We start from the raw sequence: 16,150 nt of genomic DNA on the forward strand, positions 1-16,150 counted from the left end.
CATGACCCGTCCTGCCGCCCTCATCACCGGCGCATCGTCCGGCATCGGCCTCAGCTTCGCGCATCATCTGGCGCGGACCGGCCACGACCTGATCCTCGTCGCGCGTCGCGAGGACCGGCTGCGCGCGATCGCCGAGGAACTGTCGGCCGAACATTCGATCGACATCGAGGTGATGGTCGCCGATCTGGCCGATCCCGACGACCTCGATCTGGTCGAGGAACGGTTGCAGGACGGCGAACCCGTCTCGCTGTTCGTCAACAACGCCGGCTTCGCCGCGTTCGGCAAGGTGGGCGAGGGCGACCGCGAGGACATGACCGACATGCTGCTGCTCAACGTCGTCGCGTTCAGCCGGCTGGCCGATGCGGCGATGGTGGGCATGCAGCGGGCCGGTCAGGGCACGATCATCAACGTCGGGTCGGGCACGTTGTTCACCAAGCTGCCGGGCTATGCCGGCTATGGCGCAACCAAAGCCTATGTCGCCTATTACACCCGGGTGATGCAGGTGGAGGCGAAGGACAGCGGCATCCGCGTCCAGTTGCTGATCCCCGGCGTCACCGCCACCGATTTCCATGCGGTCGCCGGGCACAGCGTCGACGATTTCCCGCCCGAACGGGTGATGGAGGCCGACGATCTGGTCGTCGCGTCGTTGCGCGGGCTGGAACTGGGCGAGGCGGTGTGCATCCCCTCGCTGCCCGACAGCGCCGACTGGGACGCGCTGGAGGCCGCCGAGGCGAGGATCGCGCCGAACGCCTCGCGTGACAAGGTGGCGGCGCGCTATCACGGCTGATCGCGCCGTCGCCGCCTTGCCCATCAATTGTTAAGTCCTCGGGGCTAGGCCAGCAGGTGTAACCGGCCAGCCCCAGGATCCCGATGCCCGACCCCGTATCCCGCGTCGCGATCGTCTTCGGCACCCGGCCCGAAGCGATCAAGCTGTTCCCGCTGATCCACACGATGCGCGCCGACCCGCGCTTCGCGGTACAGGTGATCGTGACCGCGCAGCACCGCGCGATGCTCGATCAGGTGCTCGACTTCGCCGGGATCGTGCCCGACACCGATCTGGACATCATGACGCCGGGCCAGTCGCTCGACGCGCTGACCGCGCGGCTGCTTGACGCGCTGGGGCCGGTGTTCGACGCCGGGCGGTTCGACCGGGTGATCGTGCAGGGCGACACCGCGACCGCGATGGTCGCGGCGCTGGCCGCCTATTACCGCAAGGTGCCCGTCGCCCATGTCGAGGCGGGCCTGCGCAGCCACGACATCTACCAGCCATGGCCCGAGGAAGTGAACCGCAAGATCGTCGGATCGATCGCCGACCTGCATTTCGCGCCGACGCAGACCGCCGCCGACGCGCTGCTCGCCGAAAACGTGCCGGCCGGGCGCATCCACGTCACCGGCAACACCGTGATCGACGCGCTGCACATGGCGCGCGACCGGCTGGCCGCCGATCCGGGGCGGACGCAGGCGCTGGACGGTCTGGCCCGTCGCTTCGCGGGCAAGCGGGTCGTGCTGGTGACGACGCATCGCCGCGAGAATTTCGGGCCGGGCATGGCCGCGATCGCCCGCGCCATCGCCCGTATCGCCGCGCGCGAGGATGTCGGCGTCGTCTTTCCGGTCCATCCCAATCCGCAGGTGACGGAGGTGATGGACGCGATCCTTGGTGACAATCCGCGCGTCGCGATGATCGCACCACAGGATTATCCGCATTTCGTCCGACTGCTCGACCTGTGCCACCTCGTCCTGACTGATTCGGGCGGGGTGCAGGAAGAGGCACCGGGCCTCGGCAAGCCGGTGCTGGTGATGCGCGAGACGACCGAGCGGCCCGAAGGCGTGATCGCCGGCACCGCGAAGCTGATCGGCGCCGACGAGGACCGGATCGTCGCGGAGGTCGGCGCGTTGCTCGACGATCCCGCCGCCTATGCCGCGATGGCGCGCGCGCACAATCCTTTCGGAGACGGCCATGCGTCGACCCGCATCGTGGAGACCCTCTGTGCTTGAACAACGCATCACCGCCGCCGACACCTACGACGTCTGCGTCGTGGGGCTGGGCTATATCGGCCTGCCGACCGCCGCCGTCGTCGCCCGGTCGGGCGCGCGGGTGATCGGGATCGACGTCAGCCAGCATGTCGTCGACACGGTGGCGCGCGGCCATATCCATATCGAGGAAGCCGATCTCGACACGCTGGTGCGCGACGTGGTGCTGCTCGGCCGCCTCGCGACCGCCATCGCCCCCGCGCCCGCCGATGTGTTCGTCATCGCCGTGCCGACGCCGTTCGGGCCGGGCCACGCGCCCGACCTGTCCTATGTCCTGAACGCCACCCGCGCGATCGCGCCGGTGCTGCGTCCGGGCAACACCGTGATCCTCGAATCGACCTCGCCGGTCGGCACCACCGAACAGATCCGCGACCTGCTCGCCGACCTGCGCCCCGACCTGTCGCTGCCCGGCCTGTCCGAAACGCCTGATGTCTATGTCGCCTATTGCCCCGAACGGGTGCTGCCTGGCCGCATCATCCTCGAACTGGTGTCGAACGAACGCTCGATCGGCGGGATCACCCCGGCCTGTGCCGAAGCCGCCTGCGATTTCTACCGCCGCTTCGTCGAGGGGGCGTGCACTGTCACCACCGCGCGCACCGCCGAGATGGTCAAGCTGGTCGAAAACACCAGCCGCGACGTCGCCATCGCCTTCGCCAACGAACTGTCGATCGTGTGCGACCGGATGGAGTTGAACGTCTGGGACGTGATCGACCTCGCCAACCGCCACCCGCGCGTCAACATCCTGAAGCCCGGCCCCGGCGTCGGCGGGCATTGCATCGCGGTCGACCCATGGTTCATCGTCGATGCCGCACCCGACGAAACCCCGCTGATCCGCACCGCGCGCGAGGTGAACGACGGCAAGGTCGACCATGTCGTCGCCCGCGCTTCGGCAATGCTCGATGCCGCGCCCAGCGCGCGCGCGACGCTGCTCGGCCTCGCGTTCAAGGCCGACATCGACGACCTGCGCGAAAGCCCGGCGGTGAAGGTCGCGCAGGGGCTGTTGGCGGCCTATGGCGACCGCATCGATCTGGTCGAACCGTTCGTCGACACCCTGCCCCGCGCGCTGGGCACCGGACGGCTGGTGCCGCTGGAGGCGGGGCTGGCCAACAACATCCTCGTTGTGCTGGTCGACCATAGCGTGTTCAAAACGGTCCCGGTGCAAGCCCGCGCGGGCAAGCAGGTGTACGACACAAGGGGGATGTGGCGGTAAACTTCCCCCGTCATTCCGGCGAAGGCCGGAATCCATGGATGGGGTGACGGCTCGGCTGGGTCGAGAACACCCGACACAATGGATTCCGGCCTTCGCCGGAATGACGGATCGCTATGTACGCCGCCACTTGGTCCACAAATGCCGCGCGAGCATCGCCGGCGGCATCCGCATCCAGTGCGAGCGGACATAGAAGCCGAACTCGGTTTCCTTGTGCCGCAACCGCCCCCACCCGTCGCGCGCCAGCAGCCGCCGGGCGAACAGCGCGTCGGACGGCCTAGGATCGAACCGGACCCTCGCAGGGGAATCATACGCCCGCAGCGGCGTGCCATACACTCGCCGCGCCAGCCGGAGCGCCCGCAAGACCGCCGGCACCAGTTGATGCCGCGCCGCCCGTTCGACCACGCTCAGGCAGAAATCGGGATCGCCCTCCGAAAACTCGCGCACCAGCCGGTCGATGTCCCACAGGTTGCGCAAGCCGCCCTGCAAATCGCCATCGGCCAGCAGGTGCGCGGCGGCATGGACCACCATGTCCTCGCGCGACAGCACGAACAGCCCCTTGTCCAGCGGCACCGCATCGGCGATCAGCGCGGCGGCATCGGGCGTCGGCCGGGCGGTCGGCGGCAGGATCGTGTGATGCACGTCGATCATCTTGTCGCGCGCGGCATGGACCAGCGGCGGCAGCTCGTGCATCCACCGCCGGTAATAGGCGTCGTCATAGGGGTCGGGCTTGACCCATTCCCACCCCCCGGCCAGCAGCGCGCGCTCGACCCGGTCCAGCCCGTCGCGCGGCACCAATATGTCAAGATCGCCGATCGACCGTCCCCGCCCGGCGTCCAGCCCGGCGGCGACGAACGCCGTGCCCTTGAGCAACACGATCGGCAGATCGAGCGGCGCGAGCACCCGCCGCGCCGCCTCCGCCTCCCACAGCGCCGCGCTCCGTCCGACCTCGGCGGAGGCGCGAGCATCCGCCATTACCCGTTCGGCGGCGGGCGGCAGCGGCAAGCCATCGAGCCGCACCGCGACACTACCGATCAACTGTTCGGCCCGCGCCGCCGCGATCAGCGCGTTCCACCCCAGAGGATCGAGCGTCAGCGCGCTTGCCGGATCGCGCAGCACGCGGGCGACGAGCGCGCCACTCATGCCAGCGCCGTCCACAATGTCTCGACCATCGCGATGGCCGCATCGGTATCGGGATAATCGATCGCCCGCGCCGGAACCCCATGCACCAGCCCGGTCAGCGCACTAAAGCCCCGCTCGCCGAGTTGGACATAGTTGGTCGAGGCATGGGTCAGCCGCACGAACGTCTCGGCCGGCTCGACCAGCCGCACCTCGCTCGCCCCCCCGAAGGTCGGGAACAACAGCAGCGCCGGCACGGCCGGCACGTCCATCGCCGCCAGCGCGGGCGCATCGGGCACCAGATGGCGGATGTCTCCCTTGGGCGTGCCCACCAGCAACGGCCCGAACCGGGCGTCGCGGGCGGCGCGCTCCAGCACGTCGATGCCGGCGTTCTTCAGGCTGACCAGCCGGGGAAAGCCGCGGACCAGCCCGGTCGCGGGATCGAGCAGCACGAACTCGTCACCCATCAGCCGCCAGCCGAGCGTCATCAGCAGCGCCGCCAGCGTCGACTTGCCCGCCCCCGACACGCCGGTCATCAGCAACGCCCGCCCGTCCCGCTCGACGGCCGAGGCATGGAGCAACAGATAGCGCCGCTGCCCCAGCGCCATCTGCAAATTCATCCCCATCTCCGCCGCCAGCAACCCTTGCGCCAATGGCAGCGGCGCGGCGTCGGCAATGGTGAAATCGCCGCCGATCATCACCGACGGGCGCAGCACCCGCCGCCACGGCCGCGCCGCGAACAATCGCACGGTGAAATCGGCGATGCCGCCCTCGGGCGCTGGATAGTCGCGGTACAGGTCCCGCACCTGATCGATCGGCAACCGCCAGTCGCTGCCGATGCGGAACCCCACCGGCCCGATGCGGAGCTGCGCGACATGCCTCATACCCGTTCGACCAGCCCGGTTCCGACCAGTTCGTCCAGCCGCGCGACCACCGCCGCCTCGTCGCCATCGGGCAGGTCGTAGGCCGCCGCCAGCGCGGCCAGCACCTCGCGCGCCGTCATCGCCCGCCCGGCGAGCAGCGCCAGCATCTCGGGCACCGGCGGGGCGACGACATGCGTCTGCCCCGATGCGCGGTGATAGACGGCGCTCAAATCATCGAGCGGCACTATGCACAGCGCGTCCGCCGCCGGGGCGCGGTAGCGCGGCACCGCGGTCAGCCGCGCGGCATCTGGATCGATGCGAAGCAGGTGAAGCCGCTCGTCCCCGATTGCAGGCGACGGATATAGTTGGTGTAGGCGCGCGTGCGCTCGCCATCGGCACCCGGCAGGTTCATGCCCTGACCGGCGCGGCGCACTTCCTCGCCGGTGAACGGGCGGTTGGCGGGCGGCACCGCGCCGGGCGTGCCGGGCGCCACGACCGATCCGTCGGCGGCGATATAGCGGCCCGCGCGCGCCTTGTCGGGCACCGGGATCTCGCAGTTCATCACCGATACCTGCGTCTGCGCCAGCGCCGGCCGGATCGACACGACCGCCGAGGCGCTCGCCGCCCCGATCAGCAGCGTCCGGCGGGCGACCGTGCCCGCCGGCTTGTTGTCGGGCGGGGAAAGCGGATCGTCGGCCATGGCCCAGCATGTGCCCCGAAGCGCCGTCCCCATGCAATCGCAAATCCATGTCCCGCCCGTCCGGCAACGGGGCACCCCGCCCGACAAAGGCTGGCGCGAACCGGAACTTGCGCCTAATCGAAGGCGAATGGATGGATTTGCCCCCCGCCTGCCGCTTGCGATCGGCATCACGATTGCGGTCGCCATCCTGGGGTTCCTGCTCGGGGCCGGCGTGAATGCCAGCGCGGTGATGCTGGTCGGCGGGATCGTCGCGGTGCTGGTCGCCGCGTCGCAGGCACACGATACCGCCACCCCCGATCAGCCCGACGCCTCGCACGGCCACGCCGCCACCGCGACGCAGGACGTGATCGACGCGGTCGACGAACCGATCCTGATCGTCGCCGGCGGCGCGGTGGTCGCCGCCAATCCCGCCGCGCGCGCGCTGCTCGGGGCGCATATCGTCGGCGGCGACGTCCGTCTCGCCATCCGTCATCCCGCCGCCGCCGAACGGCTGTTCGGCGAGCGCGACGATGCCGAACCGGTCAGCCTCGTCGGTCTCGGCGCGCGCGACCAGAGCTGGGAGATGCGCCTGCGCCCGATCGGCGAGGGCCGCCGCCTTGTCCACCTCGTCGACCGCACCGGCAACCGCGCGACCGAACGGATGCGCGTCGATTTCGTCGCCAACGCCTCCCACGAACTGCGCACCCCGCTCGCCTCGCTGCTCGGCTTCATCGAAACGCTGCGCGACGAGGCGGGCGAGGACCCGGGCGTGCGCGAACGCTTCCTCAAGGTGATGAACGACGAAGCGCGGCGGATGCAGCGGCTGATCGATGATCTGATCTCCCTGAGCCGGATCGAGGCCGACAAATACCGCCCGCCCGATCAGGCGGTCGACTTCTCCGCGATGCTGGAGCGGGTCTGCGAAGAACTCGCATCGACCAACCCGGCGCGCGGTCGCGACGTGGTGCGTGACGCGCCGGCGGGAATCGCGGTGATCGGCGACCGCGCGCAATTATCGCAGTTGCTGCACAACATCATCGGCAACGCGATGAAATATGGCCGTGCCGGCACCCCGGTCGAAATCCGCGTCAGCGAAGGCGCGACGATGGCCGAGCTGGTGGTGCGCGACCATGGCGAGGGGGTCGCGATCGAGCATCTCCCGCGGCTGACCGAACGCTTTTATCGCGTCGATTCAGGGCGAAGCCGGGCGCTGGGCGGCACCGGCCTCGGCCTTGCCATCGTCAAGCATATCGTCGAGCGGCATCGCGGGCGGCTGGATATTGGCAGCGTGGTCGGCGACGGCACCACCGTCACCATCCGCCTGCCGCTCGCCACTGTCATCAAGCCGTAACCCCGCGGTAACACAGGGCGCACGAGCGATGCGAATGAGCGTATCCCACAACAGTCGAGGTCGCATGTACCGCCGGATCGCGCCCATGGTAGCGCTCGCGCTGGCGCTCGCCGCGTGCGAGCCGCAGACGTCGCGCGACCATATCAAGGTCGTCGGCTCCTCGACCGTCTATCCCTTCACCACCGCCGTTGCCGAAGGACTGGTCAACGCCAACCCCAATCTGCGCGCGCCGGTGATCGAATCCACCGGCACCGGCGCCGGGGCCAGCCTGTTCTGCGCCGGGGTGGGGCCACAGCATCCCGACATCCTCAACGCCTCGCGCCGCCTGAAGAAGTCGGAATACGAAACCTGCCTGAAAAACGGCGTGAAGGATGTCATGGAGGTGCAGGTCGGCGTCGACGGTGTGGCACTGGCCGAATCCAACGCCGGGCCGAAACTGCGCCTGACTAAGCGCGACGTCTATCTGGCGCTGTCGGCCAATCCGCTTGGCAAGCCCAACATCGCCCGGCTGTGGCGCGACGTGAACCCCGCGCTGCCCGCGATTCCCATCCAGGTGTTCGGCCCGCCGGCCACCAGCGGCACGCGCGACGCGCTGGTCGAACTGGTGATGGTGCCGGCGTGCGAGGCGGCGATGCCGCAGGTCAAGGCGCTGAAAGACAGCGACAAGGACCGCTATGCCGACATCTGCACCCGCATCCGCGACGACGCCGCCTATGTCGACAAGGGCGAGAACGACAATCTGATCGTGCAAAACCTGTCGACCAATCCCAACGCCGTCGGCATCTTCGGCTACTCCTATCTGGAAGAGAACAAGAGCCGGCTGCACGGCGTGCCGATCGAGGGCATCACGCCGACCTACGACAGCATCGCCGACGGCAGCTATCCCGGCGCGCGGCCGCTGTTCATCTATGTGAAGAAGGCGCATATCAAACCGGTGCCCGGCATGACTGACTTCCTCGCCGCCTATGCCCGGTCGTGGAACCCGGGTGGTCCGCTGACGCGCCGGGGCATGATCGCCGCTCCGCAAGCGGTCCGCGCCGAGTCAGCGGCGGAGATCTCCAGCCAGACCGCGCTCGATCCGGCGGGGTTGCACTGATGCACGGTTTCGCGCTGATCCTGCTCGTCCTGGGGTTCGGCGGCATCGGCTGGATGGTCGCGCGTGCCCGCGCCGCGCGCTTCGCCAAGCCGGTGACGGCGGCGCAGCGGCCCAATTCGCTGCCCGGCCAGCATGGCTGGCACATGGCGATCTGGATCGCCGCGCCCGCGCTGGTCTTCCTCGCCGCGTGGAGCCTGACGTCGCCCGCGCTGGTGCGCGAAAGCGTGCTGGCGACGCCCGCCGCCGCCGGCCTGCCCGGTCCGGGCTTCGAACGCGCGGCGATCCTTGCCGAAGCGCGTGCGCTGGCCAGCGGCGATGCCTATGGCGCGTTCAACCCGCAGGCCGAAGTCCTTGCCCCCGCCTATGGCGCGGCACAGGCACGCTACGACTGGATCGGCACTGCGCTGGCGCTGCTGCTCGCCTTTGCCGGCGGGGCCTATGCCTTCACCCGCATCCGCCCCGATTTCCGCGCGCGGACCAAGGTGGAGCGCGCGGTGATGCTGGCACTACTCGTCGCCTCGCTGATCGCGATCCTGACGACGCTCGGCATCTTCCTGTCGCTGGTGGTCGAAAGCGTGCGCTTCTTTCGCATCGTGCCCATCACCGATTTCCTGCTCGGCACCCATTGGAGCCCGCAGGTGATCCGCGCGTCCGATCCGGGCGCGACGCTGGGCGCGGTGCCGCTGTTCTGGGGCACGTTCTTCATCGGCGCGGTGATCGCGATGATCGTCGCCATCCCGTTCGGGCTGATGAGCGCGATCTATCTGACGCAATATGCCAAACCGGCGGTGCGCAAGTGGATGAAGCCGATCCTCGAGATCCTCGCGGGCGTGCCGACCGTGGTCTATGGCTATTTCGCCGCGCTGACCGTCGGCCCGGCGATCCGCGACGTGGCGGTGATGCTCGGCATGCCGTTCGCCAGTTCGGAAAGCGCGCTGGCTGCCGGGCTGGTCATGGGCGTCATGATTATCCCGTTCGTGTCGTCGATGGCCGATGATTCGATCGCCGCCGTGCCGCAATCGATGCGCGACGGCAGCCTCGCGATGGGGGCCACCACCAGCGAGACGATCGCCAAGGTGCTGCTCCCCGCCGCGCTGCCGGGCGTGGTGGCGGGCGTCCTGCTCGCGGTCAGCCGCGCGATCGGCGAGACGATGATCGTGGTCATGGCCGCCTCGGGCGCGGCGTCGATCACGCTCAACCCGTTCGAAAGCACGACGACCGTCACCAAGCAGATCGTCGACCTGCTGACCGGCGAGGCGGAGTTCGACAGTCCCAAGACGCTCGCCGCCTTCGCGCTCGGCCTGACGCTGTTCGCGATCACCTTCCTCCTGAACGTCGTCGCGCTGCGCGTCGTCAAACGGTATCGGGAAGCCTATGAATAGCCCCAGCCTCGTCGCCGGGAGTCCCGCCGTCGAACGCGACGCCGCGCCAGAGCGCGTGCCGACCGACTGGAAGACCGGCGTGATGCAGAAGCGCATCCGCCGCCGCTATGCCGCTGAACGCCGCTTCCGCTTCTTCGGTCTTTCGGCGGTGGTCCTGTCGGGCGGATTCCTCGCCTTCCTGCTCGTCACGATGCTGATGAGTGGCCTGGGCGGCTTCCAGCGCACGCTCGTCCAACTGCCGATCGATTTCCCGGCGGCGGGGATCGAGGTTCAGCCGGCACAACTGAAGGGGCGCGGTGCCGATCTCGCGCTGGCCGGGGCCGGCGTCGAGAACGCCGTCGATGGCGCGGCGGCGGCGACCTTCGGCGAGGAAACCCGCGTCATCTCCGACAGCGCGTGGCTGACGGTGCGCGACGCGATCAAGGCCGATCCGTCGATCCTGTCGCGCAAGGTGACGATCGCCGTCCCCGCCGCCCCGGATATAGAGGAAGCCGCTAAGGCCGACGGCACGCCGCAGGCCGAAGCGATGGTCGCCCGGCTGGAACGCGAACAGGCGATCTCGACCGGGTTCAACACCGACTTCTTTCGATCGGCGGATTCGACCGATCCCACGGCCGTGGGCATCTGGGGCGCGCTCAAGGGCTCGCTGATGACGATGCTTATCACGCTGCTTATCGCCTTTCCGGTCGGCACGCTGTCGGCGCTGTACCTTGAGGAATATGCGCCCCGGAACCGCTGGACCGATCTGATCGAGGTATCGATCAACAATCTGGCGGCGGTGCCCTCGATCATCTTCGGCCTGCTGGGTCTGGCGGTGTTCCTCGGCACGCTCAATTTACCGCGCTCGGCGCCGATCGTCGGCGGGCTCACGCTGGCGCTGATGATTATGCCGGTCATCGTCATCGCCGGGCGCAACGCGATCAAGGCGGTGCCGCCGTCGATCCGCGACGCGGCACTCGGCATCGGCGCGTCGAAGGTGCAGGTGGTGTTCCACCATGTCCTGCCGCTGGCCCTGCCCGGCATCCTGACCGGCACGATCATCGGCATGGCGCGCGCGCTGGGCGAAACCGCGCCGCTGCTGATGATCGGCATGCGCGCCTTCATTTCGCAAGCGCCGCAGGGCTTCGCCGATCCAGCGACCGTGCTGCCGGTGCAGATCTTCCTGTGGTCCGATCAGGTCAGCCGCGGTTTCATTGAGAAGACCAGCGCCGCGATCCTCGTGCTGCTCGCGTTCCTCCTCGCGATGAACGCGCTCGCCATCTATCTCCGCAATCGCTTCGAGACCCGCTGGTAATGACCGACACCCATCTTTCCAACGTTGTCCCGAAACTGTCGGCGCGCGGCGTCGACGTCTTCTATGGCCAGAAACAAGCGATCAAGGATGTGTCGATCGACATCGCCATGGAGCATGTCACTGCCTTCATCGGTCCGTCGGGCTGCGGCAAGTCGACCTTCCTGCGCACGATGAACCGGATGAACGACACCGTCGCCTCGGCGCGAGTCACCGGCGACATCCGGCTGGACGGCGAGGATATTTATTCGCCGGCGATGGACGTGGTGCAGCTTCGCGCCCGTGTCGGCATGGTGTTCCAGAAGCCGAACCCCTTCCCCAAATCGATCTACGAAAACGTCGCCTATGGCCCGCGCATCCATGGCCTCGCTGGCCCCAAGTCGGAGATGGACGGCATCGTCGAACGCTCGCTGACCCGCGCCGGGCTGTGGAACGAGGTGAAGGACCGGCTGACCGACAGCGGCACCGCATTGTCGGGCGGGCAGCAGCAGCGGCTGTGCATCGCCCGCGCCATCGCGGTCGACCCCGAAGTGATCCTGATGGACGAGCCCTGCAGCGCGCTCGACCCGATCGCCACCGCCAAGATCGAGGAACTGATCCACGAGTTGCGCGGCCGCTACGCCATCGCGATCGTTACCCACAACATGCAGCAGGCGGCGCGCGTGTCGCAGCGGACCGCCTTCTTCCATCTCGGTACGCTGGTCGAATACGGCCGTACGTCCGACATCTTTACCAACCCCCGCCAGGAGCGCACAAAAGACTATATCACGGGGCGTTATGGTTGAGGGGAACGATATGGCGACAGGCCACGAACATACGGTCAAGGCGTTCGACCGCGACATCGGCCATCTGCGCGCGCTGATCTCGCAGATGGGCGGGCTGGCCGAACAGGCGATCAGCGACGCGATGCTGGCGCTCGCCCGCAACGATCCCGCGCTCGCCAGGGAAGTCCGCGCCAAGGACAAGGCGATCGACGCGATCGAGGCGGAGGTGGAAAAGCTGGTCGTCCGCGTCATCGCGCTGCGCGCACCGATGGCCGACGATCTGCGCGAGGTGGTGGCCGCGCTCAAGATCGCGGCGGTGATCGAACGCATCGGCGACTATGCCAAGAACATCGCCAAGCGCGTCGCCTCGATCCATGGCGACACCCATGATCCACGCATCGAACCGCTGTCGATCCTGCCGGCGATGGCGCAGCTCGCCGCCGACATGGTCCATGACGTGCTTAACGCCTTTTCGGCGCGCGATGCGCAGGCGGCGGTCGAGATCTGCAAGCGCGACAATGCGCTGGACGATTATTACAACAGCATCTTCCGGGTGCTGGTGACGTACATGGTCGAAAATCCCAAGACCATCAGCCAGGTCGCGCACCTGCTCTTCGTCGCCAAGAATCTGGAACGCATCGGCGACCATGCGACCAACGTCGCCGAAATGGTCTATTTCGCCGCCACCGGTCAAACGCTGGCGGAACGCGAAACCCTCGGGGTGGCAGGATAATCATGGGCAAGGCACGGATGTTGCTGCTGGAAGACGATGCGGCACTGGCCGAACTCATCGCCTTCCATTTCCAGCGCGAGGATTTCGAGGTCGTCCGCACCCACGAAGGCGAGGAAGCGCTGCTGCTCGCGCGCGAGGCGACGCCCGACATCGTCCTGCTCGACTGGATGGTCGAAGGACTGTCGGGGATCGAGGTGTGCCGCCAGCTTCGCCGCCAGGCCGAGACGCAGAACGTGCCGATCATCATGCTCACCGCGCGCGGCGAGGAGGAGGACCGGGTCCGTGGTCTGGAGACCGGTGCCGACGATTATGTCACCAAACCGTTTTCCCCGCGCGAGCTGGTCGCGCGCGTCAACGCGGTGCTGCGCCGCGTTCGCCCAGCGCTGGCGGGCGAGGCGCTGAGCTATTCCGACATCGAGATGGACACCGTCGGCCACCGCGTCCGTCGCGGCGGTGAGGTCGTACCGCTCGGGCCGACGGAATTCCGCCTTCTCAAACACTTCCTCGAACATCCCGGCTGGGTTTTCTCGCGCGAACGACTGCTCGATGCGGTGTGGGGCCATGATTCCGACATCGAGTCGCGTACCGTCGACGTACATATTCGCCGGTTACGCAAAGCGATCAATGTCGGCGACCGGCCGGATATTATCCGTACCGTGCGTTCGGCGGGATATGCCCTCGACGCGGCGGGATGAAAACTTGGGGGGAAACCTTTTCGACTTTGCTCGTTTGGACCGCAGCCTCAACGAAGCTAGTCGCTAAGGAGTTTTTCCGATGAAGACCGTCGCTTTCATGGCCGCCATGCTGCTCGGCAGCGCCGCGCTCGCCCAGACCACGCCGCCCCCCCCGACCACGCCCGACAGCACGATGCAGCCGGGAACGCCGGACCCGGCGATGCAGCCCGGCGCGCCGATGGCCCCGCCCCCGCCGGCCGATGGCACCACGCCACCGCCCCCGCCGCCGGCACCGGCGGATGGCATGACACCGGGCGCGCCGATGGCCCAGCCGATGCCGGGCCAGCCGATGGCCGCACCGGGCAACGTGCAGTTCGCCCCGCCGGTGGCGACCCCCGCCCCGGCGCCCAAGGACAGCTATCCGGTCTGTTCGCGCACGGTGCGCGATAGCTGCCGGAACCCCGGCGGCAAGTAAGCCCGCCTGCGGCATTCGCCGACGCAAGAGCGCCCCGCCCCGACCGGCGGGGCGCTTTTCGTTGGGGGGACAGAGTGATAGGTTGCGGAAAACAACCGGAGTGCCCCCCATGCAGTTCACCGATCGTGTCGCCATCGTCACCGGAGCGGGCGGTGGGCTCGGCCGCGCCTATGCGCTCGAACTGGCACGGCGGGGGGCGCGGGTGATCGTCAACGATCCGGGCGGCGCACGCGACGGCGCCGGTGGATCGGGCGCGGCGGACGCGGTGGTCGCCGAGATCGCGGCCGCCGGCGGCACCGCGCTCGCCGATCATGGCAGCGTCACCGATATGAACGCGATGGAGGCGATGGCCGCGTTGGCGCTCGACCGGTTCGGGCGGATCGACATCCTCATCAACAACGCCGGCATCCTGCGCGACCGCAGCTTCGCCAACATGACCCCCGCCGATTTCGACGCGGTCGTCGCGGTCCACCTGACCGGCACCGCCAACGCCACCCGCGCGGTATGGGGCACGATGCGCGCGCAAGGCTATGGCCGTATCCTGATGACCGCCTCGTCCAGCGGCCTGTTCGGCAATTTCGGGCAGGCGAATTATGGCGCAGCGAAACTCGGCATCGTCGGCCTCGCCAGGACGCTGCATCTGGAGGGGGCGAAATACGATATTCGCGTCAACACCCTCGCTCCTACCGCCGGCACGCGGATGACGCAGGATATTCTGCCCGAGCAGGCCTTCGCCGCGTTGACCCCGGAAAGCGTGGTTCCCGCCGCCGTCTTTCTCGTGTCCGAAAACGCTCCCGCCAGGGCGATCGTGGGTGCCGGCGCGGGGGTGTTTCAGTCCGCTTATGTCACGCTTACCCCCGGTATCCGCCTGAGCGGCGACACACTGTCGGCCGAAGGCGTCGCCGCGCACTGGGCGGCGATCACCGACCGGCGCGGCGAGATCGTCCCCGGATCGGGCGCGGAACAGGCGCTCAGCATTTTGCGGCAGCTCGGCTGAACCAAATCTCCTTGCGAACTGCACCCAATCTGTATTGCGTAACCAATACACCAGTGTCATACTCGCCCAATACAGGGAGGTAATGGCATGTACAGCGAGAGTGACCTGAATGCGGCGGTGGAGGCAGGCGCGCTGTCACGGACCGCGGCCGATGCGTTGCGCGACCATGTTGCCGCCGCGCGCCGCGCGCCGGTGGTGGACGAAGAGCATTTCCGGCTGCTGACCGGGTTCAACGACATCTTCGTCTCGGTCGCGCTCGCGCTGCTGCTGGTGTCGCTGGCCTGGATCGGCGGCTCGATCCTGACACCGCTCGGGGGGCTGGGCGTTGCGGGGGCGGCGTGGTTCCTCGCCGAATATTTCACCGCGCGACGGCGGATGGCGCTGCCCAGCATCCTGCTGCTGCTCGCCTTCGTCGGCGGGGTCGCGGGCACGCTGTTCGGCATCGTCATCGAAGCCGGTCCGCAGAATCTCTCGCCGCGCGCGACGGCGGCGATCTTCGCCGGCATCGCGCTGGTCGCATCGGGCGCGGCATGGGCACACTGGAAACGCTTCATGGTGCCGATCACCGTCGCGGCGGGGGCAGCGGCGCTGGTCGCGGTCGTCGCGGCGCTCGCCGTCGTCGCCTTTCCGCAGCTTGCCGAGAATTTCTATCCGATCACGCTGATCGGCGGCATCGGCGTGTTCGTGGCCGCGATGCGCTGGGACATGAGCGACCGCGAACGCCGCACCCGCCGCAGCGACGTCGCCTTCTGGCTGCACTTGGTCGCCGCACCGCTGATCGCCCATTCGCTGTTCCAGTTGCTGGGCGTGTTCGGGCCGACCGTCACCCTGCCGATGGCAGTGGTGGTGATCGCGCTCTACGTGGTGTTCGGCGTGGTCGCGCTGGCGGTCGATCGTCGCGCGCTGCTCGTCTCCAGCCTCGCCTATGTCCTCTACGCGCTCTACGCGCTGTTTCAGCAGGCCGGCGCGGTCGAACTGTCGGCGGCGTTCACCGCCTTCGTCATCGGATCGGCGCTGCTGACGCTCTCGGTCTTCTGGCAGCCGATGCGGCGCGGCGTGGTGTCGCTGCTCGGCGACCTCGGCAACCGCCTGCCGCCGGTGGCGATGGCGTAGCGTTCCGGTTTCTTGAAGCCCCACTCACGGCTCCGGGCAACCGGGGCCGTTTTTTATTCGTCGACCAGTTTCATCAGCCGCCGCTCGACCGGGGCCAGCACCGGTCCCAGCTCATGTCCGCGCTTCACCACCGCGCCCGCTTCGCCGACCAAGGCCCACATGCCCTGCTTGTTGCGCAAGGCAGGCCGCTTCTCGATGCGGAACTCGGGCCGTTCGGTCGCCCGGCGGAACGCGCTGAATACCGCCGCTTCCTTGCCCAGATCGATCGCATAGTCGCGCCAGTGTCCCGCAGCGACCATCCGGCCATACAGGTCGAGGATGCGGGTCAGTTCGGCACGTTCGAAGCCGACCTGCCCCGGCTGACGCTGCGCAGGA

Annotated in this window: 18 protein-coding genes; 13 read left to right on the forward strand and 5 right to left on the reverse strand. The window is 68.3% G+C overall.

Features of this window, described 5'->3' with window-relative positions:
- Position 1: 1 nt before the first annotated feature.
- The 3 genes from ASE78_RS14340 (at position 2) to wecC (ending at position 3,241) form a co-directional block, all read left to right on the forward strand.
- Entirely contained in the window at positions 2 to 787 is a 786-nt protein-coding gene (locus ASE78_RS14340; protein ID WP_056498029.1) for an SDR family NAD(P)-dependent oxidoreductase, read from the forward strand.
- Between the two features lie 83 nt (positions 788 to 870).
- The gene (gene wecB / locus ASE78_RS14345) at positions 871 to 1,995 is read left to right on the forward strand and encodes a non-hydrolyzing UDP-N-acetylglucosamine 2-epimerase (RefSeq protein WP_056498030.1); all 1,125 of its coding nucleotides are present in this window, start codon (positions 871 to 873) and stop codon (positions 1,993 to 1,995) included.
- A gap of 7 nt (positions 1,996 to 2,002) precedes the next feature.
- Complete coding sequence (wecC, locus tag ASE78_RS14350) at positions 2,003 to 3,241, forward strand: UDP-N-acetyl-D-mannosamine dehydrogenase (RefSeq protein WP_056498174.1); 1,239 nt, start codon at positions 2,003 to 2,005, stop codon at positions 3,239 to 3,241.
- 111 nt (positions 3,242 to 3,352) lie between these two features.
- On the opposite strand, the gene ASE78_RS14355 is transcribed toward wecC, so the two are convergent.
- The 4 genes from ASE78_RS14355 to ASE78_RS14370 are packed head-to-tail and all read right to left on the reverse strand — an operon-like array spanning position 3,353 to position 5,920.
- The gene (locus ASE78_RS14355) at positions 3,353 to 4,381 is read right to left on the reverse strand and encodes a nucleotidyltransferase family protein (RefSeq protein WP_056498031.1); all 1,029 of its coding nucleotides are present in this window, start codon (positions 4,379 to 4,381) and stop codon (positions 3,353 to 3,355) included.
- A complete protein-coding gene (locus ASE78_RS14360; protein WP_056498032.1) occupies positions 4,378 to 5,241 on the reverse strand; it encodes an HprK-related kinase A in 864 nt (287 codons plus the stop codon). The genes ASE78_RS14355 and ASE78_RS14360 overlap by 4 nt, the downstream gene beginning before the upstream one ends.
- Positions 5,238 to 5,507, reverse strand: coding sequence for an HPr-rel-A system PqqD family peptide chaperone (locus ASE78_RS14365; protein WP_235515086.1), 270 nt, complete (start codon positions 5,505 to 5,507; stop codon positions 5,238 to 5,240). Before ASE78_RS14365 ends, ASE78_RS14360 begins: the two co-directional genes overlap by 4 nt.
- Positions 5,508 to 5,512: 5 nt before the next feature.
- Positions 5,513 to 5,920 carry a hypothetical protein gene (locus ASE78_RS14370; protein WP_055759196.1) on the reverse strand — a complete coding sequence of 136 codons (408 nt, stop codon included), beginning with the start codon at positions 5,918 to 5,920 and terminating at the stop codon, positions 5,513 to 5,515.
- Between the two features lie 127 nt (positions 5,921 to 6,047).
- Here ASE78_RS14370 and ASE78_RS14375 point away from each other — a divergent pair, with 127 nt between their 5' ends.
- The 10 genes from ASE78_RS14375 (at position 6,048) to ASE78_RS14420 (ending at position 15,775) form a co-directional block, all read left to right on the forward strand.
- Positions 6,048 to 7,250, forward strand: a complete 1,203-nt coding sequence (locus ASE78_RS14375) for an ATP-binding protein (RefSeq protein WP_056498033.1) — start codon at positions 6,048 to 6,050, stop codon at positions 7,248 to 7,250.
- Positions 7,251 to 7,314: 64 nt separating this feature from the next.
- Positions 7,315 to 8,346 (forward strand): substrate-binding domain-containing protein, encoded by a 1,032-nt coding sequence (locus ASE78_RS14380; protein ID WP_156351514.1) that lies wholly within the window; start codon positions 7,315 to 7,317, stop codon positions 8,344 to 8,346.
- A complete protein-coding gene (gene pstC / locus ASE78_RS14385) occupies positions 8,346 to 9,728 on the forward strand; it encodes a phosphate ABC transporter permease subunit PstC (RefSeq protein WP_056498035.1) in 1,383 nt (460 codons plus the stop codon). Before ASE78_RS14380 ends, pstC begins: the two co-directional genes overlap by 1 nt.
- An 82-nt stretch (positions 9,729 to 9,810) precedes the next feature.
- Positions 9,811 to 11,022 carry a phosphate ABC transporter permease PstA gene (gene pstA, locus ASE78_RS14390; RefSeq protein ID WP_082467250.1) on the forward strand — a complete coding sequence of 404 codons (1,212 nt, stop codon included), beginning with the start codon at positions 9,811 to 9,813 and terminating at the stop codon, positions 11,020 to 11,022.
- Positions 11,022 to 11,804 carry a phosphate ABC transporter ATP-binding protein PstB gene (pstB, locus tag ASE78_RS14395; protein WP_055759180.1) on the forward strand — a complete coding sequence of 261 codons (783 nt, stop codon included), beginning with the start codon at positions 11,022 to 11,024 and terminating at the stop codon, positions 11,802 to 11,804. The genes pstA and pstB overlap by 1 nt, the downstream gene beginning before the upstream one ends.
- Before the next feature lie 10 nt (positions 11,805 to 11,814).
- Positions 11,815 to 12,516, forward strand: a complete 702-nt coding sequence (gene phoU, locus ASE78_RS14400; RefSeq protein ID WP_055759177.1) for a phosphate signaling complex protein PhoU — start codon at positions 11,815 to 11,817, stop codon at positions 12,514 to 12,516.
- A gap of 2 nt (positions 12,517 to 12,518) precedes the next feature.
- Complete coding sequence (gene phoB / locus ASE78_RS14405; protein WP_055759173.1) at positions 12,519 to 13,211, forward strand: phosphate regulon transcriptional regulator PhoB; 693 nt, start codon at positions 12,519 to 12,521, stop codon at positions 13,209 to 13,211.
- A 79-nt stretch (positions 13,212 to 13,290) separates the two neighbouring features.
- Positions 13,291 to 13,665: a hypothetical protein gene (locus ASE78_RS14410; RefSeq protein WP_056498037.1), complete on the forward strand. Its 375-nt coding sequence runs from the start codon at positions 13,291 to 13,293 to the stop codon at positions 13,663 to 13,665.
- A gap of 109 nt (positions 13,666 to 13,774) precedes the next feature.
- Positions 13,775 to 14,662 carry an SDR family NAD(P)-dependent oxidoreductase gene (locus tag ASE78_RS14415; protein ID WP_056498038.1) on the forward strand — a complete coding sequence of 296 codons (888 nt, stop codon included), beginning with the start codon at positions 13,775 to 13,777 and terminating at the stop codon, positions 14,660 to 14,662.
- Positions 14,663 to 14,749: 87 nt separating this feature from the next.
- Positions 14,750 to 15,775 (forward strand): hypothetical protein, encoded by a 1,026-nt coding sequence (locus tag ASE78_RS14420; RefSeq protein ID WP_056498039.1) that lies wholly within the window; start codon positions 14,750 to 14,752, stop codon positions 15,773 to 15,775.
- A gap of 53 nt (positions 15,776 to 15,828) precedes the next feature.
- Here ASE78_RS14420 and ASE78_RS14425 read toward each other — a convergent pair.
- Positions 15,829 to 16,150: DUF2794 domain-containing protein (locus ASE78_RS14425; RefSeq protein WP_056498040.1), on the reverse strand; the 322-nt coding region annotated here is incomplete at its 5' end.

Origin of the sequence: Sphingomonas sp. Leaf25, assembly GCF_001421635.1 — a bacterium.
Lineage (GTDB): Bacteria > Pseudomonadota > Alphaproteobacteria > Sphingomonadales > Sphingomonadaceae > Sphingomonas.